The organism is Microbacterium sp. Z12_35, from assembly GCF_058310475.1.
The window spans coordinates 69,101-88,064 of record NZ_JBZEGJ010000003.1 but is presented as its reverse complement, the minus strand read 5'-3'; the positions used below and the strand labels follow the sequence as shown (position 1 = coordinate 88,064).

At 69.9% G+C, this 18,964-nt stretch carries 18 protein-coding genes; 9 read left to right on the top strand and 9 right to left on the bottom strand.

Going from position 1 to position 18,964, the window contains the following annotated elements:
• Positions 1-274: 274 nt before the first annotated feature.
• The 5 genes from AC4FS1_RS16805 to AC4FS1_RS16785 all read left to right on the top strand — a co-directional run bounded on the left by AC4FS1_RS16805 (position 275) and on the right by AC4FS1_RS16785 (position 5,278).
• Positions 275-748 (top strand): hypothetical protein, encoded by a 474-nt coding sequence (locus AC4FS1_RS16805; protein ID WP_491156889.1) that lies wholly within the window; start codon positions 275-277, stop codon positions 746-748.
• 11 nt (positions 749-759) lie between these two features.
• Positions 760-3,264 (top strand): DEAD/DEAH box helicase, encoded by a 2,505-nt coding sequence (locus tag AC4FS1_RS16800; RefSeq protein WP_491156887.1) that lies wholly within the window; start codon positions 760-762, stop codon positions 3,262-3,264.
• Between the two features lie 23 nt (positions 3,265-3,287).
• Positions 3,288-3,503 (top strand): SCO4848 family membrane protein, encoded by a 216-nt coding sequence (locus tag AC4FS1_RS16795; protein WP_491156886.1) that lies wholly within the window; start codon positions 3,288-3,290, stop codon positions 3,501-3,503.
• A 113-nt stretch (positions 3,504-3,616) separates the two neighbouring features.
• The gene (gene gnd, locus AC4FS1_RS16790) at positions 3,617-4,678 is read left to right on the top strand and encodes a phosphogluconate dehydrogenase (NAD(+)-dependent, decarboxylating) (RefSeq protein ID WP_491156885.1); all 1,062 of its coding nucleotides are present in this window, start codon (positions 3,617-3,619) and stop codon (positions 4,676-4,678) included.
• 102 nt (positions 4,679-4,780) lie between these two features.
• On the top strand, positions 4,781-5,278 hold the full coding sequence (locus AC4FS1_RS16785) for a bifunctional nuclease family protein (RefSeq protein ID WP_491156883.1): 498 nt from the start codon (positions 4,781-4,783) through the stop codon (positions 5,276-5,278).
• A 102-nt stretch (positions 5,279-5,380) separates the two neighbouring features.
• Here AC4FS1_RS16785 and AC4FS1_RS16780 read toward each other — a convergent pair whose 3' ends face one another.
• From AC4FS1_RS16780 to AC4FS1_RS16770, 3 genes are all read right to left on the bottom strand, one after another.
• Entirely contained in the window at positions 5,381-6,778 is a 1,398-nt protein-coding gene (locus AC4FS1_RS16780) for a DUF222 domain-containing protein (RefSeq protein ID WP_491156882.1), read from the bottom strand.
• 738 nt (positions 6,779-7,516) lie between these two features.
• Positions 7,517-8,554, bottom strand: a complete 1,038-nt coding sequence (locus AC4FS1_RS16775; protein WP_491156880.1) for an LLM class flavin-dependent oxidoreductase — start codon at positions 8,552-8,554, stop codon at positions 7,517-7,519.
• 69 nt (positions 8,555-8,623) lie between these two features.
• On the bottom strand, positions 8,624-8,809 hold the full coding sequence (locus tag AC4FS1_RS16770) for a hypothetical protein (protein ID WP_491156878.1): 186 nt from the start codon (positions 8,807-8,809) through the stop codon (positions 8,624-8,626).
• Between the two features lie 234 nt (positions 8,810-9,043).
• Between AC4FS1_RS16770 and AC4FS1_RS16765 the strand changes: the two genes are divergently transcribed.
• Positions 9,044-10,216, top strand: a complete 1,173-nt coding sequence (locus AC4FS1_RS16765; RefSeq protein ID WP_491156876.1) for an alcohol dehydrogenase catalytic domain-containing protein — start codon at positions 9,044-9,046, stop codon at positions 10,214-10,216.
• Here AC4FS1_RS16765 and AC4FS1_RS16760 read toward each other — a convergent pair.
• From AC4FS1_RS16760 to AC4FS1_RS16745, 4 genes are all read right to left on the bottom strand, one after another.
• Positions 10,194-11,201 carry a glycosyltransferase family 2 protein gene (locus AC4FS1_RS16760; RefSeq protein ID WP_491156874.1) on the bottom strand — a complete coding sequence of 336 codons (1,008 nt, stop codon included), beginning with the start codon at positions 11,199-11,201 and terminating at the stop codon, positions 10,194-10,196. The two genes, AC4FS1_RS16765 and AC4FS1_RS16760, sit on opposite strands and share 23 nt — an antisense overlap.
• Complete coding sequence (locus AC4FS1_RS16755) at positions 11,198-11,398, bottom strand: CDGSH iron-sulfur domain-containing protein (protein ID WP_491156872.1); 201 nt, start codon at positions 11,396-11,398, stop codon at positions 11,198-11,200. The genes AC4FS1_RS16760 and AC4FS1_RS16755 overlap by 4 nt, the downstream gene beginning before the upstream one ends.
• Positions 11,395-12,435 (bottom strand): iron-containing redox enzyme family protein, encoded by a 1,041-nt coding sequence (locus tag AC4FS1_RS16750; RefSeq protein WP_491156871.1) that lies wholly within the window; start codon positions 12,433-12,435, stop codon positions 11,395-11,397. The genes AC4FS1_RS16755 and AC4FS1_RS16750 overlap by 4 nt, the downstream gene beginning before the upstream one ends.
• A gap of 114 nt (positions 12,436-12,549) precedes the next feature.
• Positions 12,550-13,488 (bottom strand): SDR family NAD(P)-dependent oxidoreductase, encoded by a 939-nt coding sequence (locus AC4FS1_RS16745; RefSeq protein ID WP_491156869.1) that lies wholly within the window; start codon positions 13,486-13,488, stop codon positions 12,550-12,552.
• A 189-nt stretch (positions 13,489-13,677) separates the two neighbouring features.
• Between AC4FS1_RS16745 and AC4FS1_RS16740 the strand changes: the two genes are divergently transcribed.
• A complete protein-coding gene (locus tag AC4FS1_RS16740; protein WP_491156867.1) occupies positions 13,678-14,436 on the top strand; it encodes an MBL fold metallo-hydrolase in 759 nt (252 codons plus the stop codon).
• A 33-nt stretch (positions 14,437-14,469) separates the two neighbouring features.
• Here the strand turns inward: AC4FS1_RS16740 and chrA are convergent, their stop codons facing one another.
• A complete protein-coding gene (chrA, locus tag AC4FS1_RS16735; protein WP_491156865.1) occupies positions 14,470-15,666 on the bottom strand; it encodes a chromate efflux transporter in 1,197 nt (398 codons plus the stop codon).
• A 131-nt stretch (positions 15,667-15,797) separates the two neighbouring features.
• On the opposite strand from chrA, the gene AC4FS1_RS16730 reads away from it, so the two are divergent.
• Both AC4FS1_RS16730 and AC4FS1_RS16725 read left to right on the top strand, forming a co-directional pair.
• The gene (locus AC4FS1_RS16730; RefSeq protein WP_491156863.1) at positions 15,798-16,805 is read left to right on the top strand and encodes an arsenic resistance protein; all 1,008 of its coding nucleotides are present in this window, start codon (positions 15,798-15,800) and stop codon (positions 16,803-16,805) included.
• A gap of 47 nt (positions 16,806-16,852) precedes the next feature.
• Positions 16,853-17,386, top strand: coding sequence for a pyridoxamine 5'-phosphate oxidase family protein (locus AC4FS1_RS16725; protein ID WP_491156861.1), 534 nt, complete (start codon positions 16,853-16,855; stop codon positions 17,384-17,386).
• A 26-nt stretch (positions 17,387-17,412) separates the two neighbouring features.
• Here the strand turns inward: AC4FS1_RS16725 and AC4FS1_RS16720 are convergent, their stop codons facing one another.
• Complete coding sequence (locus AC4FS1_RS16720) at positions 17,413-18,933, bottom strand: SulP family inorganic anion transporter (protein ID WP_491156859.1); 1,521 nt, start codon at positions 18,931-18,933, stop codon at positions 17,413-17,415.
• Between the last annotated feature and the right edge of the window lie 31 nt (positions 18,934-18,964).

The following is an 18,964-nucleotide window of genomic DNA, read 5'->3' as shown; positions in this document are numbered from 1 at the left end:
GAGATCGACCCATGGACGACGAAGACGAACTCAGGATGCTGCGCTCACGCGCGTACGGCCCCGCATCCGACATCCACACCGACCCGCAGGCGCTGGCGCGCCTGGAGGAGCTGAGCGTGAGCAGCGCCAGGCAGAGATGCCGGACGCCGAGGCCCCGGCCACTCCGGACGCGGGTGCTTCCGGCGATGCCTCGGAGCCCCGTCAACCGGACGCGCCCGACCGGGAGCCTCGCGAGTCGGATCCGCCGCCCGCGGCCCAGCGGTCGCGCCGGTGGGTGGCGATCCTCTGGTTCGTCTCGGTGCTCGCCGCGCTCGCCGTGGGTGCCGCCATCGCTTCGGCTCTGATGCCGTTGGTCTCGCGGGGGGCCGGGGCGGTACAGGTGGCCACGCTTCAGCCGCACCCGGCATTCCCGTGGCCGGAGAACTTCCTGGGTCCCGAAACCGAGGACGCCACCGGATATCAGGATTTCTTCGGCCTGACGGCGATCACGGCGAAGAGCGGGCCATGGCTGCCCGACGGCACCGACACCTGCATCCTGGTGATGCCCACGACCGACCTCCGCGACGGCGGCGCGCTCACCGGCGGCTCGCAGTACGGCTGCGGCGCGGGCGCCTTCCCCGCCACGGTCGTGGTGACGGTGGGCACGGAACTCCCGGAGGAGCTGCGCGGGCGCTTCCCGCTCGGCAGTGCCCTGCAGTTCGTCTTCGACGGCGAGCGGGTGGGGGTCTTCACCGACGCTCCGGAGTGAGAGGGTGGAGTGTGCCCCCCACCCTGCTCGACCTCATCCCGGTCGGCGCCGACGACGACGCCGTGTACGCCGGGTTCGTGCAGTGGGCGGGCGATCGCGGACTGACGCTGTACCCGGCTCAGGACGAGGCGGTCATCGAGCTCGTGTCCGGGGCGAACGTCATCCTCTCCACCCCGACGGGGACTGGCAAGTCGCTGGTCGCCGTCGCCGCCCATGCCGCCTGTCTGGTGAGGGGCGGACGCACCTACTACACGGCCCCGATCAAGGCGCTCGTGAGCGAGAAGTTCTTCGCGCTCGTGGATGTCTTCGGCGCCGAGAACGTCGGGATGGTGACGGGCGACTCGTCCGTCAACGCCGACGCGCCGATCGTCTGCTGCACGGCGGAGATCATCGCGAACCTCGCCCTCCGGCAAGGATCCGCCGCCGCCGTCGACCAGGTCGTGATGGACGAGTTCCACTACTACGGCGACACCGAACGCGGGTGGGCATGGCAGGTGCCCCTCCTGCTGCTGCCGCGTGCGCAATTCCTCCTGATGTCGGCGACCCTCGGCGATGTCACGCCCATCGCGGACGACCTCGCCCGGCGGACCGGTCGCCCCACGGCCCGCGTGACCGGCGTGGACCGGCCCGTCCCGCTGCACTTCTCGTACGCCCGCACGCCCGCTCACGAGACCGTGCAGGAGCTGCTCGACACTCGTCAGGCGCCGATCTACATCGTGCACTTCTCCCAGGCGGCGGCCATGGAGCAGGCCCAGGCGCTGTCCAGCATCCGTGTGATCGCCCGCGAGCAGCGCGACGAGATCGCCGACGCCATCGGCGGCTTCCGCTTCACGACCGGGTTCGGGCGCACCCTCTCCCGGCTCGTGCGCTCGGGCATTGGTGTGCATCACGCGGGCATGCTGCCCCGCTACCGCCGGCTGGTCGAAACGCTCGCCCAGCGCGGACTGCTCCGGGTCATCTGCGGCACCGACACCCTCGGCGTCGGGATCAACGTCCCCATCCGCACGGTGCTGCTCACGGCGCTGTCGAAGTTCGACGGGCAGCGGATGCGGCACCTCTCGGCCCGCGAGTTCCATCAGATCGCCGGTCGTGCCGGGCGGGCCGGGTTCGACACGGCCGGGACCGTGGTCGTCCTCGCGCCCGAGCACGAGATCGAGAACGCCGCTGCCGTCACCAAGGCGGGCGACGACCCCAAGAAGCTTCGGAAGATCGTGCGGAAGAAGCCGCCGCAGGGCTTCGTCAACTGGAGCGAAGCGACGTTCGAGCGGCTCGTGTCCGCGGAGCCCGAGCCGTTGGTGCCGCATCTGCACATGAGCGCGGCCATCCTCATCAACCTCATCGCGCGGGGCGGCGACGTGTTCGCCAACGTCCGCGCGCTCGTGTTCGACAACCACGAGCCGCGTGCCCGGCAGCGTGACCTGGCCCGGCGGGCTCTGGCGATCTACCGCACCCTGGTCACGGCGGGGATCGTCGAGGTCGTCGAGGGACAGGTGCGGCTCACCGTCGATCTGCAGCCGAACTTCGCACTCAACCAGCCGCTGTCGCCGTTCGCGCTCGCCGCGATCGAGCTGCTCGACCCCGACGATGGTCCCGGTGCCATCGGCTCCGGGCACTACGCGCTCGACGTCGTCAGCATCATCGAAGCCACCCTCGACGACCCCCGGCCCGTCCTCTCCCAGCAGGAGTTCCTCGCCCGCGGCGAGGCGGTCGCGGCCATGAAGCGCGAGGGGCTCGACTACGACCAGCGCATGGAGGCGCTCGAGGACGTCACGTATCCGAAACCGCTCGCTGAGCTGCTCGCGCAGACGTACGAGGTCTTCGCATCCACTCAGCCCTGGGTGCGCGACTTCGCGCTGTCTCCGAAATCGGTCGTCCGCGACATGTTCGAGCGGGCTCTGTCGTTCGGCGAGTTCGTGTCGCTGTACTCGCTCGCGCGGAGCGAGGGACTCGTGCTCCGTTACCTCAGTGACGCGTATCGTGCCATCCGCCAGACCGTCCCCACCGAGGCGCAGACCCCCGACCTGCTCGACCTCATCGAGTGGCTCGGCGAACTCGTCCGGCAGGTCGACTCCAGCCTCATCGACGAGTGGGCGGCGCTCATCGCCCCTCCGCTGGACGAGGATGCACCGGTGGTGCCGCCGGCGCCGCCGTCGGTGCTCACGAACCGACGCGCCTTCGGTGTGCTGGTGCGCAACGAGATGTTCCGCCGCGTTCAGCTGGCGGCTCTCCAGCGCGACGACGACCTGGCGGCACTGGATCCGGACGTCGACTGGTCGGCGGCGTTGGACGCGTACTACGCCGAGCATGACGAGATCCTCACGGGTGGTGCCGCCCGTTCCGCCGCGCTCGTCACGATCGATGAGACGGATGCGGCGACCGGCACCTGGCGGGTGGAGCAGACCCTCGATGACCCGGCCGGCGATCACGATTGGCGGATCCGGGCGGTCGTCGACCTTGCCGCATCCGAGGAGGAGGGCACCGCCATCGTGCGCGCCACCGAGGTCGTCCGGCTGTAGCCGGCGCCTCTAGGCTCGGACCCGTGGAAGTTGCCCTCGCCGTCCTCCTGTTCGTGAACGCCGCCTTCAATGTGATCGTGTGGCCTCGGTTCTACGGCCGGGTCGCCAAGGACCCTCGATCGCGGGATGCCGCCGGCAAGCCCACGCGCTTCCTGATCGTGCATGCCGTGCTGATCGCGGTCGCCCTCGTGCTGGCGCTCGTCTCGGCTCTCGCCGGCATCGCGGCGTTGATGAGCTGAGTTGCGATGGCGCCGGTGCGGGTGGGCGTGATTCCGGGTCCTGGGGTATCGGGGACTGCCTAGACTCGCGGTGGAGGCGTCCGTCTCCGCACGACCCCTCGGAGGAGCACAAGATGCAACTGGCCATGGTGGGACTCGGGAGAATGGGCGCCAACATCGTGCGCCGCCTCATGCGCGACGGACACGAGACCATCGTCTACGACGTGAATCCGCAGGCCGTGGCGACTCTCACCGGCGAGGGCGCGGTCGGCGTGAACGACTTCGCCGACCTGGTCGCCAAGATGACGGCGCCTCGCGCCGTGTGGCTGATGATCCCCGCGGGCCTGACCGGCGGTGTCGTCGAAGAGCTCGCTGCTGTGCTCGAGCCGGGCGACATCATCATCGACGGCGGGAACTCGAACTACCGTGACGACGTGCGCCGCGCGAAGGCCATGAAGGAGCGGGGCATCCACTATGTCGACGTCGGCACGAGCGGCGGTGTCTTCGGCCTCGACCGCGGATACTCCCTCATGGTGGGTGGCCCGGATGAGGCGTTCGCGCACATCGAGCCGGTGCTGCGCACGATCGCACCCGGGCCGGGGAACATCCCGCGTACGCCCGGACGCGAGGGTGACTACGCGCCCGAGGAACGCGGCTACCTGCACTGCGGGCCGTCGGGAGCGGGTCACTTCGTGAAGATGGTCCACAACGGCATCGAGTACGGCATCATGGCGGCGCTCGCCGAGGGTCTGAACGTCCTGCACAACGCCGACGCCGGCCTGCGCGAGACCTCGCACTCCGCCGAGGTCGCGCCGTTGGAGGAGCCGGAGTACTACCAGTTCAACATCGCGACGCCGAAGGTGGCCGAGCTCTGGAGACGCGGCTCGGTCATCTCCTCGTGGCTCCTCGATCTCACCGCCGCAGCGTTGCAGGAAACCCCGACCCTCGACGGCCTGGCCGGTCGGGTGTCGGACTCCGGCGAAGGCCGCTGGACCGTCAAGGCCGCCGTCGATATCGGCGTGCCCGTCCCGGTCCTGGCCGCATCGCTGTTCGAACGATTCGCGTCGCGTGACGAAGACCACTTCGCCAACCAGGTCCTTTCGGCGATGCGCCTGCAGTTCGGCGGACACCAGGAGCTTCCTGCCGGTGACGTGCTGGAGGCGGGCGGCGCGACCGCCGACAGCGCCGGCTCCTGAGCGGTTTCCGCGCACGCTTTCGCGACGTCCCGCTCCGCACCCCGTGACGGATGCGGAGGCCGGTCGTAGGCTGAGTCGCATCTCACCGCACGGGGGGCCAGCATGGTTCGAGTACACGTCGCCGGCGTCGCACTCGACGCCGCGCAGCAGCATGTGATTCTGCTGAAGCCCATCGGTCCGTCAGAGGCGGCCGGATCGGTGCTGTGGATCGGGGCACAGGAGGCCACGGCCATCCTGGTCGCCGTCGAAGGGGTGGTTCCGCCTCGCCCGCTCGCGCACGATCTCATGGTGCGACTGCTGGCGGCGCTGGACGGCACGGTCGACCGTGTCGAGGTGACGCGGGTGGATGGCGGAACGTTCTACGCAGAGGTCACCCTGCTCACCCCGCACGGATTGCGCGCCATCGACGCGCGACCCTCGGATGCGATCGCGTTGGCGTCTCGAGTGAACGCGCCGATCTGGGTGGCGGATGCCGTCTTCGCTGAGGCCGGCGTGCCCGAGTCGCTGACCGAACCGGCGGAGGAAGTGGACGAGGAGGAGAAGGTGGACGAGTTCCGCCGATTCCTCGACGACGTCGACCCCGACGACTTCGTCCCCTGACGCTTCGTCTCGCTGCGCCCGCTCCCTGTCCGGGGTTCCGCTTTCGGACCCTGAGCGAGGAGCGCAGCGACGAGACGAAGGGTCGGCCCGGTCGGCTCGGCATCAGAACGGCGGTGGGTCGCCGTCGGGCAGGAACACGACCCGTTTGGGTGGTTCGTCGGTGTACCTGTTGCCGAGCGGGCTGGTGAATTCGAGGACCCCGTCGGGGAGCTGCTTCACGGTCCATTCCGTTTCCGTCTTCAGTGTGTGATGTCGGAGACAGAAATGGGACAGGTTGCAGATGGCGGTGGGTCCGCCCTCATGGTGTTCGTGGTTGTGGTCGAGTTGGCAGCGGTGGGCCGGGGCGCGGCATCCGAACCCGCGGCAGTGTTGGTCGCGGGCTTGGAGGAAGCGCTTCTGGTCGGGTCGAGGAGTGTACCGGTCGACCTCGAGCACGGTTCCGGTGATCGGGTCGCACATGACCCGGTCCCATCCCGGGGCGTCACCCGCGAAGCGGCGGGCCGTGGCCGGGTCGATGGGGATCTGCCCGTGCAGGCTGGCTCCGGCGTCAGTCGTTCCGGTGAGGGTGGTCACCGGCACGAGGATCTGCACGTGGGCGCGGATCGCCCCCAGGCCGCCGGGACTCTTATCCGCGATGGGATCGATGGCCGGGGTGCCCGTGAGGATCATGTCGGCGACGAGATCCGCAGAGATCTGCGCGAGCGTACGCGTGTCATCCACCACGTCGCATCCCGCGTGCTCGGGGCCGGCCCCCGGAGTGCCCTCGTCGGCCAAGCCACCCGAGGTCGCTTCGTTGGTGGCGAACTCTCCCGATGCTCGGCGGGCACGTTCGGTCGTGGCGGCGTCGCGGATGAGGCGGGCCTGCTGGGTGATCCGGTCGCGCGCCCCGTGCGCGAGGGTCGCCGGAAGAAGGATCTGAAGGAGTGCCATTCCGTCGTCGAGGTCGAGCACACTGACACCTCGCGCCTCACAGGCGCGGGCGTGGCGCTCGGTCATGCCGAGGGGGTTGACGCGCTCGGCCAGTTCCCGCGCACACCCTTCGGTGCGCCCTGGGGTTTCCCGCTCTGCGTACGCGAGGACCGTCTTCTCCCAGGCGCCCCGCACGTCGTCATCGTCGATCGGGGTGCCGGTCTGCAGGATCACGTCGACGTGGCGCTTGGATATCCGCGCGTCCTCCAACGCGTCCACCGTCGCGGGGAACCGGGTGACCAGGACGTACGCGTCGTTGAGGTCTTTCTGCACGGTCCGGTCATGCGCGTGGGTCGCGAACGCGACCTCCGCCGCGATCGACCGCATCGGCATCTCCCGCTTCCGCGACAACTGGGCGGATGCTCGGCCGATCTGTTCCACGGCGACCTCGGCGAGGGCCGCCTGGTGACGGATGAGACCCGCCTGGGCTTTGGCGATGATCGCTTTCTGTTCGAGCACCCCGGCCAGACGCGCACGCAACCGCGCGGTGTCATCGGGCCCGTTTTCCCCAGGCCGGGAGCTGTTTTCCATGACCCAAACCTACTCCGGGCCTCCGACATTGCTCTGGCGCGGCCCTGGGTCCCTGAGCGAGGAACGGAGCGACGACACGAAGGGTAAGAGCCCGCGCGGTTGGACACTTCGTCTCGCTGCGCTCGCTCAGCGTCCGAGGGTCCGCTTCCGGACCCTGAGCGAGGAGCGGAGCGACGAGACGAAGGGTCGCGGGTCGGGCGGGTGGACGCTTCGTCTCGCTGCGCTCGCTCAGCGTCCGGGTGTTCGCTGCGCTCGCTCGATGCCCGGGGGTCCGCTTCCGGACCCTGAGCGAGGAGCGGAGCGAAACGAAGGGTAAGAGCCCGCGCGATCGGGCACTTCTTCTCGCCGCGCTCGCTCGGTGTCCGGGTGTGCGTTGCGGTCGCTCAGCGTCCGGGGGTCCGCTTCCGACCCTGAGCGAGGAGCGCAGCGACGAGACGAAGGGTGAGAACCCGCGCGGTCGGACACTTCGTCTCGCTGCGCTCGCTCGGTGTCCGGGTGTGCGTTGCGCTCGCTCAGTGTCCGGGTGTTCGCTTCCGGACCCTGAGCGAGGAGCGGAGCGACGAGACGAAGGGTCGCGGGTCGGGCGGGTGGACGCTTCGTCTCGCTGCGCTCGCTCAGCGTCCGGGGGAGTGCTGCGCTCGCTCAGTGTCCGGGAGGTCGCTGCGCTCGCTCAGTGTCCCGGGGGAGTACTCCGATCGGCCCGGCGCGGCAGCGCGCTCCGGTTGGTCAGCGCCGGGCTCAGACCGTGGGGGCCAGGGTGCTCTTCCAGCCGAGCGCGGGAGCGACATACCGCGCGAACGACTCCATGAGCCGCAGGTTCCACTCCACCCCGAGCTGGCTCGGAATGGTCAGGACGAGCGTGTCGGCGCTGCGGATGGCGGCGTCGGCGAGGAGCTGCTCGATGAGCACGTCGGGTTCGTCAGCGTAGGTGCGCCCGAACGTCGAGCGCATGCCGTCGATGATGCCGACCTGATCGGAGTCCTGGCCGCCGCGCAGGAGCATCGCGTCGCGCTCCGACGTAATCGGGAAGATGCTGCGACTCACCGATACGCGAGGCTCGCCGGCGTGACCTGCCTCGCGCCACGCCGCGCGGAAGGCGTCGATCTGCTGTGCCTGCAGTTCATCGAAGGGGATGCCGAGGTCCTCGCTGATGAGCGTCGACGACATGAGGTTCACCCCGATGCGTCCCGCCCACTCTGCTGTGGCGATGGTGCCCGCGCCCCACCACACGCGGGAGCGGAGTCCCGGCGAGTACGGTTCGATCCGCTGCATCCCGCGGCCTCCGCCGAAGGGGCTGGAGTCATCGCGCTCGGCGAGCCCTTCGCCGTCGATCGCCCGGAGGAAAAGGTCGAAGTGCTCGCGGGCGATGTCCGCCCCGCGCGGGTCGTGCGACCCGGTGTAACCGAACGCTTCGTACCCGCGGACGACCGTCTCCGGTGACCCTCGGCTCACGCCGAGCGCGAGCCGGCCGTCGCTGAGCAGGTCGACGGCGGCCGCTTCCTCCGCGAGGTACAGGGGGTTCTCGTACCGCATGTCGATGACGCCCGTACCGATCTCGATGCGCTGGGTGCGGGCCGCGATCGCAGCGAGCAGCGGCATCGGCGAGGAGTGCTGGCGGGCGAAGTGGTGCACCCGGAAGTACGTGCCGTTGACGCCGAGGTCGTCCAATCCCTGGGCAAGGTCGACCGCCTGGATCAGCGTGTCGCCCGCGGTGAGCTCACGCCCGCCGCCCAGGGGACCGTAGTGCCCGAAGGAGAGGGTTCCGAATCGCTGCATGTCAGGCGCAACCCGTCGACCGTCGCATCCATTCCCGTGAATGCAGGAGGCGGCGGCCGATGGGTCGACTCACTGCGCCGCGGTGGGGTCGTCGTGGTCGTCGGGGTCGTCGCCTTCGGCGAGGTGTTCGGCGATCGCTTCGTCGTCGGCCAGCGCCGGCGCCTGGTCGGCGAGGTCTGCGCGGTCACGGTTCGGGTACCCGGAGTCCGTGCGGAGTTCGCTCTCGGGGTTCTGCGGTGCGGCGGGATCGGACATTCCGCTTTCCTTTCGTCGGGATTCCATCGCACCGCAGGTCACCGGCGGGAAGGACGGGGTTGACAGCATCCCCAACCCTGGACAGGCGCGCGCTCGCCGCCGGCTGAAGCAGCATCCGCGTACTGCCTCTGTTCGAACGCTGTCAATCCCCGCGCCCCACACCGGCATGCCCGCGAAGCTCAGCATGACGGGGCGCGCCGGATCGCGCCCCGCGAGTCAAGGGAGCGGAACGGCATGAGAGCACTGACGTGGCAGGGCAAGCGCAAGGTCTCCGTGCAGGATGCACCTGACCCCCGCATCCAGGAACCCACCGATGCGATCGTGCGCATCACCTCGACGGCGATCTGCGGGTCGGACCTCCACCTGTATGAAGTGTTCGGGCCGTTCCTGGACGCGGGCGACATTCTCGGCCACGAGGCGATGGGCATCGTGGAAGAAGTCGGCGCGGATGTGACCACCCTCGTCCCCGGCGATCGGGTGGTGGTGCCGTTCAACATTTCCTGCGGGCACTGCTTCATGTGCCGTCGCGGGCTGCAGTCGCAGTGCGAGACGACGCAGGTCACGGAGTACGGTTCGGGTGCATCCCTCTTCGGCTATACGAAGCTCTACGGACAGGTCCCAGGGGGACAGGCGGGGATGCTGCGGGTGCCGCTCGCCGAGTACAACACCGTGCTCGTGGGCAAGGAGCTCCCCGACGATCGGTACCTCTTCCTCAGTGACATCCTCCCGACGGCCTGGCAGGGCGTCGAGTACGCGAACCTGCCGGAGAACGGCACGCTCGTCGTGATGGGCCTCGGCCCGGTCGGGCAGTTCGCCTCGCGGATCGGCGTGTACCGGGGGCACCGGGTGATCGGCATCGACCCCGTACCGGAGCGGCGCGAGATGGCAGCGCGGTTCGGGGTGGAGGCGTGGGGGGATGAGGCGGCGGTCGAGCGCATCCGCGAGGCCACCGAAGGACGCGGCGCGGACGCCGTCATCGACGCGGTGGGCCTCGAGGCGCACGGAAGTCCCGGCGTTCACCTTGCCCACCAGGCCATCGGGGTGCTTCCCGACGTCCTGGCGCGGCCGCTCATGGAGAAGGCAGGCATTGATCGGCTGGCGGCGCTGCACTCCTCCATCGACATGGTGCGCCGTGGCGGCACCGTGTCCATCAGCGGCGTGTATGCCGGTGACGCCGACATCCTTCCCATGAAGACGATGTTCGACAAGCAACTGACGCTCCGGATGGGGCAGTGCAACGTCAAGCGCTGGATCGACGACCTGCTTCCGCTGGTCGAAGATCCCGCCGACCCGCTCGGCACCGAACGCCTGGTCACGCACCGGGCGCCGCTGGAGGACGCGGCTGCGCTCTACGACACCTTCCAGCGCAAGGCCGACGGCTGCATCAAGGTCGTGCTGGAGCCGTAGGGTCCTCTCCCGGGGTGATCGCATTCCCGTGCCGTGCCCGGAGCACGCGCGCGGGGGTTGCGGCGCGCGAGAGGCGCCGGCCCGAGTAACGCACGCCGCCTCCGACGCGCAGGAGCAACGCGAGCCACGCCGTGACGCCCCGCTCCACCGCCCACAGGGGAGCCCATAACGCGCTCGATGCCGGGAACACCGCGCGCCCCCCGCGCCGACGGCGGCCGAACTCGGCCAGGGCCACGAGCGCTGTCGCTCCCGCGACCAGGCGCAGCGGCCGCCTCGCGGCGGAGAGCAGCGCGGGGAGGATGGCGAGTTCCGCGGCGAAGCGTCCGGGCTGAGCGAGGCTGTCATAGGCCTGGCGCACGCGCTGCGACAGGAAGAGCCGCGAAGACGGCGGCCGCCGGACGACGAAGATGTCGTCGCGGGCGGCGACGCGTCCCCCCGCCGCGCGGATGGTGCGCTCCATCTCCAGATTCTCGAAGAGGACGTCGCCGTCATAGCCGCCGGTGGCGAGCAACGCCGACTGGCGCACCCCGTAGGTCCCCGGGTAGTCGGCACCCAGCGCGCGGTTCAGGAGAGTGCGAGCGGTGTCCCAGCGAGCGTGCCACGGCAGAGGACGGAAGTGGTTCTGCGGCTTCACCAGTTCCGCGTGATCAAGCGACCCGACGACTGCCGCGAGGACCGCCTGGTCGTACCGGACGTCGTCGTCGGCGAGCACGATGCGCTCGTGTCGAGCGGCGCGCACCCCGGTGAGAACCCCGCGCACCTTGCCGTTCGCCCCCGAGCGTTCGCTGACGGGCAGATGGCGCACCATCCCACCCCACGCGGCGGCGTGCGCGGAGAAGCTCGACGGATCCGACCCGTCGACCACGGTGACATCCACCGCCGCGCTGAGCCCCCGCAGATACGCGGTCAGCTCGTCCAGCGCGGCATCGTCATTCCACTTGAGTGGAAGGACATACTCCGCGGTCAGCCGCGGGGAGCGGTTCATTCGTCCGTGCGGAATCCAGCGGCCTTGTGGGTCCCGTCGCAGAATGGCTTGATCGCCGACAGCCCGCACCGGCACAGTGCCACCGTCCGGCGCTTGCGGGGGATGGGGTGGCCTTCGGCGGTGCGCAGGTCGACGTCGCCGCGCAGCAGCAGCGGGCCGTCGGGGTAGGCGGTGATGGTGACTCGGTCGTCGGTCATTCCGGGCCTCGCAGGGAGGTCTCCGACCGGGACCACGCCTCCATCATGTGGGCGCCGACCCACTCGTCTGCGACCATACAGGCGGCGGCACCGAAGAGGATGTCGGGAAGCAGGTCGGGACGGTCCTCCGCCAGCGCGCCGGCCATGTCGCGTCCGGCGATCTGCTCGTGCACGGCGTCGGCTTCGACGTGCTCGTCGAAGTAGTCGGTCACCTCTGCCCCGTATCCCAGCCGGCGCAGTCCGTCGGCGTACTTGGCGTTCGGGATGGACGACGTCATCTCGAACGCGGCGAGGTGGCCCACCACGGCGCCCAGAAGGCGGCGGTTGAGCCCGAACATCGACATCACGTTGTGGGAGGCGAGCGTGACCGCCGGCACGCGGTCGACGTAGGTACCGTACGTGTCGTCGAGGCCGGCTCCCCGCATCGCCGCCGCGAAGATGGCGGCGTGGACGCGCTCCGGCCGGCCGCCGCCGTACTCGTCCGACTGAATCTCGACGAGTGCGGCCTTCGGGCGTCCGGTCAGCCGCGGGATGGCCCACGAGTGCGGATCGGCTTCGCGCAGCGTGTAGATCGAGCGCTGGATCAGGAACTCCTGGGCCTGCTCCTTCGTAGCCTTCTTGTAGAGGTACCGCGAGAGGCTCGGGCCGGCGTCGGCCGACGTCATCTCGAACAGCAGCCGGGCCACGGCATCCGCTGACGCTTCCGGGGTCACCGGAACGTCGACGGTCGAGCGCAGCTCCGCTTCGAACGCCTCCTCCAGCAGCCGCCGTGTGCGGACGAGCTCGGGATCCCACTCGAGGTCGGCGGAGAACCCGTCGATCGAGCCGTAAGCGGACGCGTACAGGGCGAACAGGGCGAGCTGGATGTCATCGTCCTGGGCGATCACGGTCGAGCGGGCGAGCGCCTCGGCCGCGCGATCGGTGTGCTCGTTCCCCGCATCCTCGCCGGTGAGGCGGCGCAGCACCGCTTCGCTGAGGGGGCCCCGTGCGGAGAACGGGACGGCGAGGGTGGAGGGGGCGAATTCGACGACGGACACAGATTCTCCGTTCGGACGTGGACGCGACATCCTCACTCTCTCCCGCGGAGGGCAGAGGCCGGGGGCCCTTGACAACGGACGCCCGTCCCGAGACACGAAGCGGGGGTGTGGGCGTCAGCCGCGGCGCCGTCGTCCCCACAGTGCGGCGGCGCCGAGCGCTGCGCTCGCCGCGAGCATCGCCCGCCGGCGCGGAGAGCGCCACCCACCCGTGACGGTGCTGGGGCCCGGCTGGGCCGACTGCAGTGCCCCGAGCGAGTCGGGAGCCGGATCCCGCGAGAGGCCGAGCGTTTCCACGAGGACGAGGATGACGCGGTCGTACACCCGGGGGAGCGCCCTGGCGAGGAGGATCATGGATGACTGCACCCGCCCCACCGTGGCTACGCGGGGACCGAGGCCGCGCGAGGACCGCTCGATCACGCGCGCCACGCGGTAGGGAGACGTGACAGGTGGCAGCGGCCGCGGCGCGCGACCGGTGAAGTTGCTCGCCCGCTGATAGATCGGCGTATCGATGCTGGCGGGAAGCACCATGCGCACCTCGATGCCGGGCGACCCGAGGAGCTCCTGCTGCAGCGAGCGCGTGAACCCCAGCAGCGCGAACTTGCTCGCCGCGTAGGCGGATGCGTAGGGAGCGGTCACCACGGAGAACAGGGACCCGATGAGGATGATCCGGCCCGATCCTTGTGCCCGCAGCTGCGGGAGCACCGCGCGAACGCCGTCGATCTGCGCAACGACATTCGTCTCGAAGACCCGCCGATAGACGTCGGTGGGGGTCTGCTCGACACGTCCGTAGACCAGCGCCCCGACGGCGCCGATCCACACATCGACGCAACCGAAGCGCTCGACCGCGCGGGTGACCACCTCGGCGGCGGTGCCTTCCACCGTGACGTCTCCGGGGATGACGAGGACCTGAGCACCGAGCGCGCGGCATTCCGCGGCCGCCTCGAGAAGGGCGGCTTCGTCGCGGGCGACGAGAACCAGACGCGCCGATCGGCGCGCGAACCGGTACGCCGCGGCGCGCCCCATGCCGCGCGACGCACCGACGATGACAACCACCCGACCGCTTCTGCGCATACGCCGATGCACCTCCTCGTTCGGGGTGACGCTAAGGCGCGGGTCCCCGCCGTCCGAGAGGCTTGACACGAGGGGGAGGGGACACGCCTGCCGCGCGTCGTCGCTACCAGGACGTCCCGATGCTGGCAACCCCGTCCGCGCGGCACACTCCGGTGGCGCACAGTGTCCGGCATGGCTCGAAACCCCGATGGCGTGTTCCCTGTCGCCGACGGCGTCGTCCGCATCAGCCGCGCCGCAGTCAACTGTTATGTGGTCGAAACCGGCGACGGTCCGGTGCTGATAGACGCGGGCCTGCCGAGAAGCTGGCCGCTCCTGCGCCAGGCGCTGCAGTCGCTGGGGCTGACCCCCGACGACCTCGCCTCGGTCTACCTGACCCATGGGCACTTCGACCACGTCGGGATGTGCGACCGCCTGTTGCACGATCATCACGTGCCCCTGCACATCCACGAGAAAGACGTGCGTCTGGCTCGGCATCCGTACCGCTACGCCCACGAGCGGCCGCGATTCCTCTACCCCGCTCGTCACCCCGGTGCCCTCCCCGTTCTCGCGCGGATGGTGGGTGCCGGCGCCCTCGGAGTGCATGGTGTCGACGCGCACGGCGACGTCCTCCCGGGCGAGGGCGCGTCTACGCCGGGGGGCCTCGTCCCCGTCTGGTCGCCCGGCCACACGTACGGCCACTGTGCGTTCTTCCTGCCCGATCGAGGCATCCTGTTCTCCGGCGATGCGCTGGTGACGTACGACCCCTATACCGGCGAGACCGGTCCGCGCGTCGTCGCCCGTGCCGCGACGGCCGACGGAGCTTCCGCTCTCGCTGCTTTGCGCGCCCTCGGTGCCACCGATGCGCGGCTGGTCCTTCCGGGCCACGGTGACCCGTTCGACGGCGGGGCACGCGAGGCGGCGTCGCGCGCGACGGAGGTCGGGATCGCCTAGAGAGGGGTACCGGCCCGTCACAGGCCGCCGCCGTCAGTGGGGGAGCAGACCGAGGATCACGCCGCCCCCGGCCCCTCCGAACACCACCACCGCCCAGGGTGGGAGCCGGCACACGGTGAGCAGTACGAAGCAGAGCAGGGCGAGCGCGAACTCGGAGACACCGGTGATCGCGGTGGTGAACACCGGTGTGTACAGGGCAGCCGCGAGAATCCCCACGACCGCCGCATTCGCGCCTCGCAGCGACGGCTCCGCCCACCACCGCCGGCGTAGCGCGTTCCAGAACGGCAGCACCCCGGTCAGGAGCAGGAAGCCCGGAAGGAAGATCCCCACCGTGGCGATCGCGGCGCCGGGGATGCCGCCGGGGCCGCCATCGGCGAGCGCCCCCAGGTATGCGGCGAAGGTGAACAGCGGACCCGGAACGGCCTGGACGGCCCCGTACCCCGTCAGGAGCTGGTCCACGCTCACCTGTTCGGTCTGCACCATGGCCGACTCGAGGAGAGGCAGGACGACGTGTCCACCGCCGAAGACCAGCGCGCCCGCCTGGAAGAAGGCCGCGAACAAACCCACGTCGGCACCTCTCGTGAACGAGGCGACGAGAGGCAGCCCGATCAGCAGGACCCCGAAGGCAGCCAGGCACACGATGCCCGCCGCGCGCGACACGGGAAACCGCACACCGGGCGTTCCCGCTGATGCGCCGTCGTGCCGGCAGAACAGCAGCCCGGCTGCTGCGCCGAGGATGATCGCGAGGATCTGCCCGATCGAACCACCCAGCAGGAGCGCGAGGACGGCCGCGCCCAAAGCGATCGTGGCGCGCGGCCGGTCCGGCGTCAGCGTGCGCGCCATCCCCCACACCGCGTGCGCGACGATGGCAACCGCCACGATCGTGAGTCCCTCGACCACGCCCGCCGCGACCACCCCGGTCAGAGAGGTCGCGCCTGCCGCGACCGCCACCATGAGCGCCGCCGAGGGCAGGGTGAAGCCCACGAATGCCGCCAGGGCGCCCAGCCACCCGGCCCGCAGCATCCCGAGGGCGAATCCGACCTGGCTGGAGGCCGGGCCCGGCAGGAACTGCCCGAGCGCCACGACGTCGGCGTACTGCTCGTCGGTGACCCATCCCCGACGCGTCACGAGTTCGTCGCGGAAGTACCCCAGGTGGGCGATCGGACCGCCGAAAGAAGTGAGGCCCAGCTTCAGAAAGGCGCCGAACACCTCGCCTACGGGATGGTGCACGTCACGACCTCATCATCGAGCGGTGAACGGCGTGTGAACCGCCGCGCCGGCACACCGACATGCCGGAGTCCGAGACCGCCCACGTCCCGCCGCATTCGCACGAGGAGCCCCGGAGCGGTGAGGATGGGGCCATGCGGCGGGTGATCGAGTGGATGGGCGCGCGTCAAGTCGCGCTCTCCCTGCTCGCGATCGCCCTCGGGGCCGTACTGGGCCTCGCGCTGCCGGCGGCGGCTTCGCCCCTCGAGCATGCGATCACACCGGTGCTCGCGGCGCTCTTGTATGTCACGTTCCTCTCGGTCCCGTTCGGACGAGTCGCCCGCAGCTTCGCCGACCTCCGTTTCCTCGGTGTCCTCCTCATCGTGAACTTCGTCGTCGTGCCGGCCGTTGTCTTCGGGCTCAGCAGGTTCGTCGCGGCCGACCCGGCCCTGCTCGTGGGCGTCCTCCTCGTCCTCCTCACCCCCTGCGTCGACTACGTCATCGTGTTCGCCGGCCTCGCCGGAGGTGATCGCGAGCGGCTTCTGGCGGCCACGCCGCTGCTCATGGTGGCCCAGCTCGCGCTTCTCCCGGCTTACCTGTGGCTCATGGCCGGACCGGCGGCGGCAGCCGCGATCGAGGTGGCCCCCTTCGTTGCGGCGTTCGTCGGTCTCATCGTCGTGCCCCTCGTCCTGGCCGTTCTCTCCCAGGTCACCGCCGTCCGCTTCGGCCCGGCGCGGCGCCTTTCCGCCGGCGCCATCCACCTGATGGTGCCGCTGATGATGCTCACGCTCGTGGTCGTGATCGGTTCACAGATCGCTCGGGTGGGGGGAGCTTTCGCTTCGGTGGTCGCTGCCGTGCCGATCTTCGTCGCATTCATCGTCGTGATGGCGCCTGTGGGAGCACTCGCCGGCCGCGCGGTCGGACTGGAGAGGCCCGGCCGCACGGCCATTGTCTTCGGTGGTGTGACCCGCAACTCCCTCGTGGTGCTTCCGCTTGCTCTCGCCCTGCCGTCGGCATTGCAGCTCGCTCCGCTCGTGGTGGTGACGCAGACCGTGGTGGAGCTGGTGGCGATGGTCGCTCTGGTGGCGTTCTTCCGGCGTCGGTTGCGGGACGGAAGGATGCCGCGGGCGCAAGCGGTGGCGGGACGGAGCGAGGCGACGTAGATTTCCCCCAGGGACCACAGCCGAGAGCAGCGATGAAGGAGGCGGACATGGTCAATTTCCTCCCCGTACCGGCCGACGGCGCCGTCGAGAAACTGAGCGCGGCGCAGTGCTGGGGCCATCTCGAAGGGACGCGCATGGGGCGACTGGCTCTGCTCGACGCGTCAGGCGAGCCGGAATTGTTTCCCGTGAACTTCCTCACCAGCGAGGGACTGCTCTACATCCGCACTGCCAACGACAGCAAGCTGCGCCACATCCGGGCGCGCCCGACCGTCGCCTTCGAAGCCGACGGCAATGAGCACGACCTTCACTGGAGCGTTCTGGTGCGAGGCGATGCGGTCCAGGTGGTCATCGATGAGGAGATCCGCCGCAGCGGCGTTGCGCAGCTGAGCACGGCGAGCCCGGCGGCGAAGCCGTTCTACATCCGCGTCACACCATCGTCGATCACCGGGCGGCGGTTTCGTGAAGGCATCGACGTGCGAACCCGGTTCCCGTTGCCCACCGGCCCGGTGGATCGTCCGGCCGTCGTGCCGCGGTCGACGCGGCCGAACCCCATCCCGCACCTTCCCCCGTTCGAGGAATGACGAGGGTGTGCCTTCGCATCCGCGGGTCAGTGCTCGGCGCCGAGCCCACCGGTGAGTCGCCCGTGGAATCCGCTCGTCGCGGCGTTCATCCCCTCGAAGGTGACGGTCGTCCCCAAGCGTTCGTACTTCGTCTGGATGGCGTCGAGCGCAGCAACGGTCGACGCGTCCCACACGTGTGAACGGGAGAGATCGATGATCACGCGGTCGGGATCGCGGGTGTAGTCGAACTGGGTTGTGAGGTCGTTGCTGGAGGCGAAGAAGAGCTCGCCGTCGACGGTGTAGCGCGCCGTCGGTCGATCTCCGTCGGTGACGTCGCGCGTGACCGTGGTGAAGTGCGCGACCCGCCGGGCGAACAGCAGCATGGCCGCCACGACGCCCGCGCCCACCCCGAGGGCGAGATTGTGCGTCCAGACGGTGACCGCGACCGTCACCACCATCACGGCGGTCTCGCTCTTCGGCAGGCGGCGAAGCGTGGAGGGGCGGATGCTGTGCCAGTCGAAGGTGGCCGCGGAGACGACGATCATGACGGCCACCAGCGCCGCCATCGGGATGATCGCCACGATGTCACCGAGGGCCACGACCAGGATCAGCAGGAAGACCCCGGCGAGGAACGTCGATATGCGGGTCCGGGCACCGGACGCCTTCACGTTGATCATCGTCTGACCGATCATCGCGCAACCGCCCATGCCGCCGAACAGGCCGGAGAGGATGTTGGCGGTGCCTTGGCCGAGCGCCTCGCGGGTCTTGCGCGAATGCGTGTCGGTGATGTCATCGACGAGCTTCGCGGTCATCAGAGACTCCAGGAGACCGACGATCGCCATCGCCGCAGCGAACGGGCCGATGATGCCCAGCGTCTCCCAGGTGAGCGGGACATCGGGGAGGAACAGAGAGGGCAGGCTCGTGGGGAGCTCCCCCTGATCGCCGACGGTCGGCACGCTCCAGCCCAGGAGCACCACCGCGCCGGTCAGCAGCACGATCGCCACGAGCGGCGCCGGCACCGCCTTCGTCACGCGCGGCATGAGGTACATGATCGCCAGGCCCGCGGCCACGAGCGGGTAGACCAGCCACGGCACGTCGATGAGGTGGGGCACCTGGGAGACGAAGATGAGGATCGCCAGCGCGTTGACGAAGCCGACCATGACGCTGCGGGGGATGAACCGCATGAGCCTCGCCACACCGAGCGCGGCGAGCACGAGCTGGATGACACCTCCCAGCAGAACCGTCGCGATGAAGTAGTCGATGCCGTACTCGCGCGCCACAGGCGCGATGACCAGAGCGACGGCGCCGGTCGCTGCGGTGATCATCGCCGGGCGTCCACCGAGGAAGGCGATGGCGACGGCCATGACGAACGAAGAGAACAGCCCGTACCGCGGGTCCACCCCCGCGATGATCGAGAAGGCGATCGCCTCCGGGATCAGGGCGATGGCGACCACGAGCCCCGCCAGCACCTCGCGGGTGAGCAGGCGAGGGCTCCGCACGGCCTGCCACACCGTGGGTTCGATGCGGTACCGGGCGGCAGCATCCTGCGCCGGAACGACAGCGGTCATCGTGCTCCTGGAAGGGGGGAGGGGCCGGGGG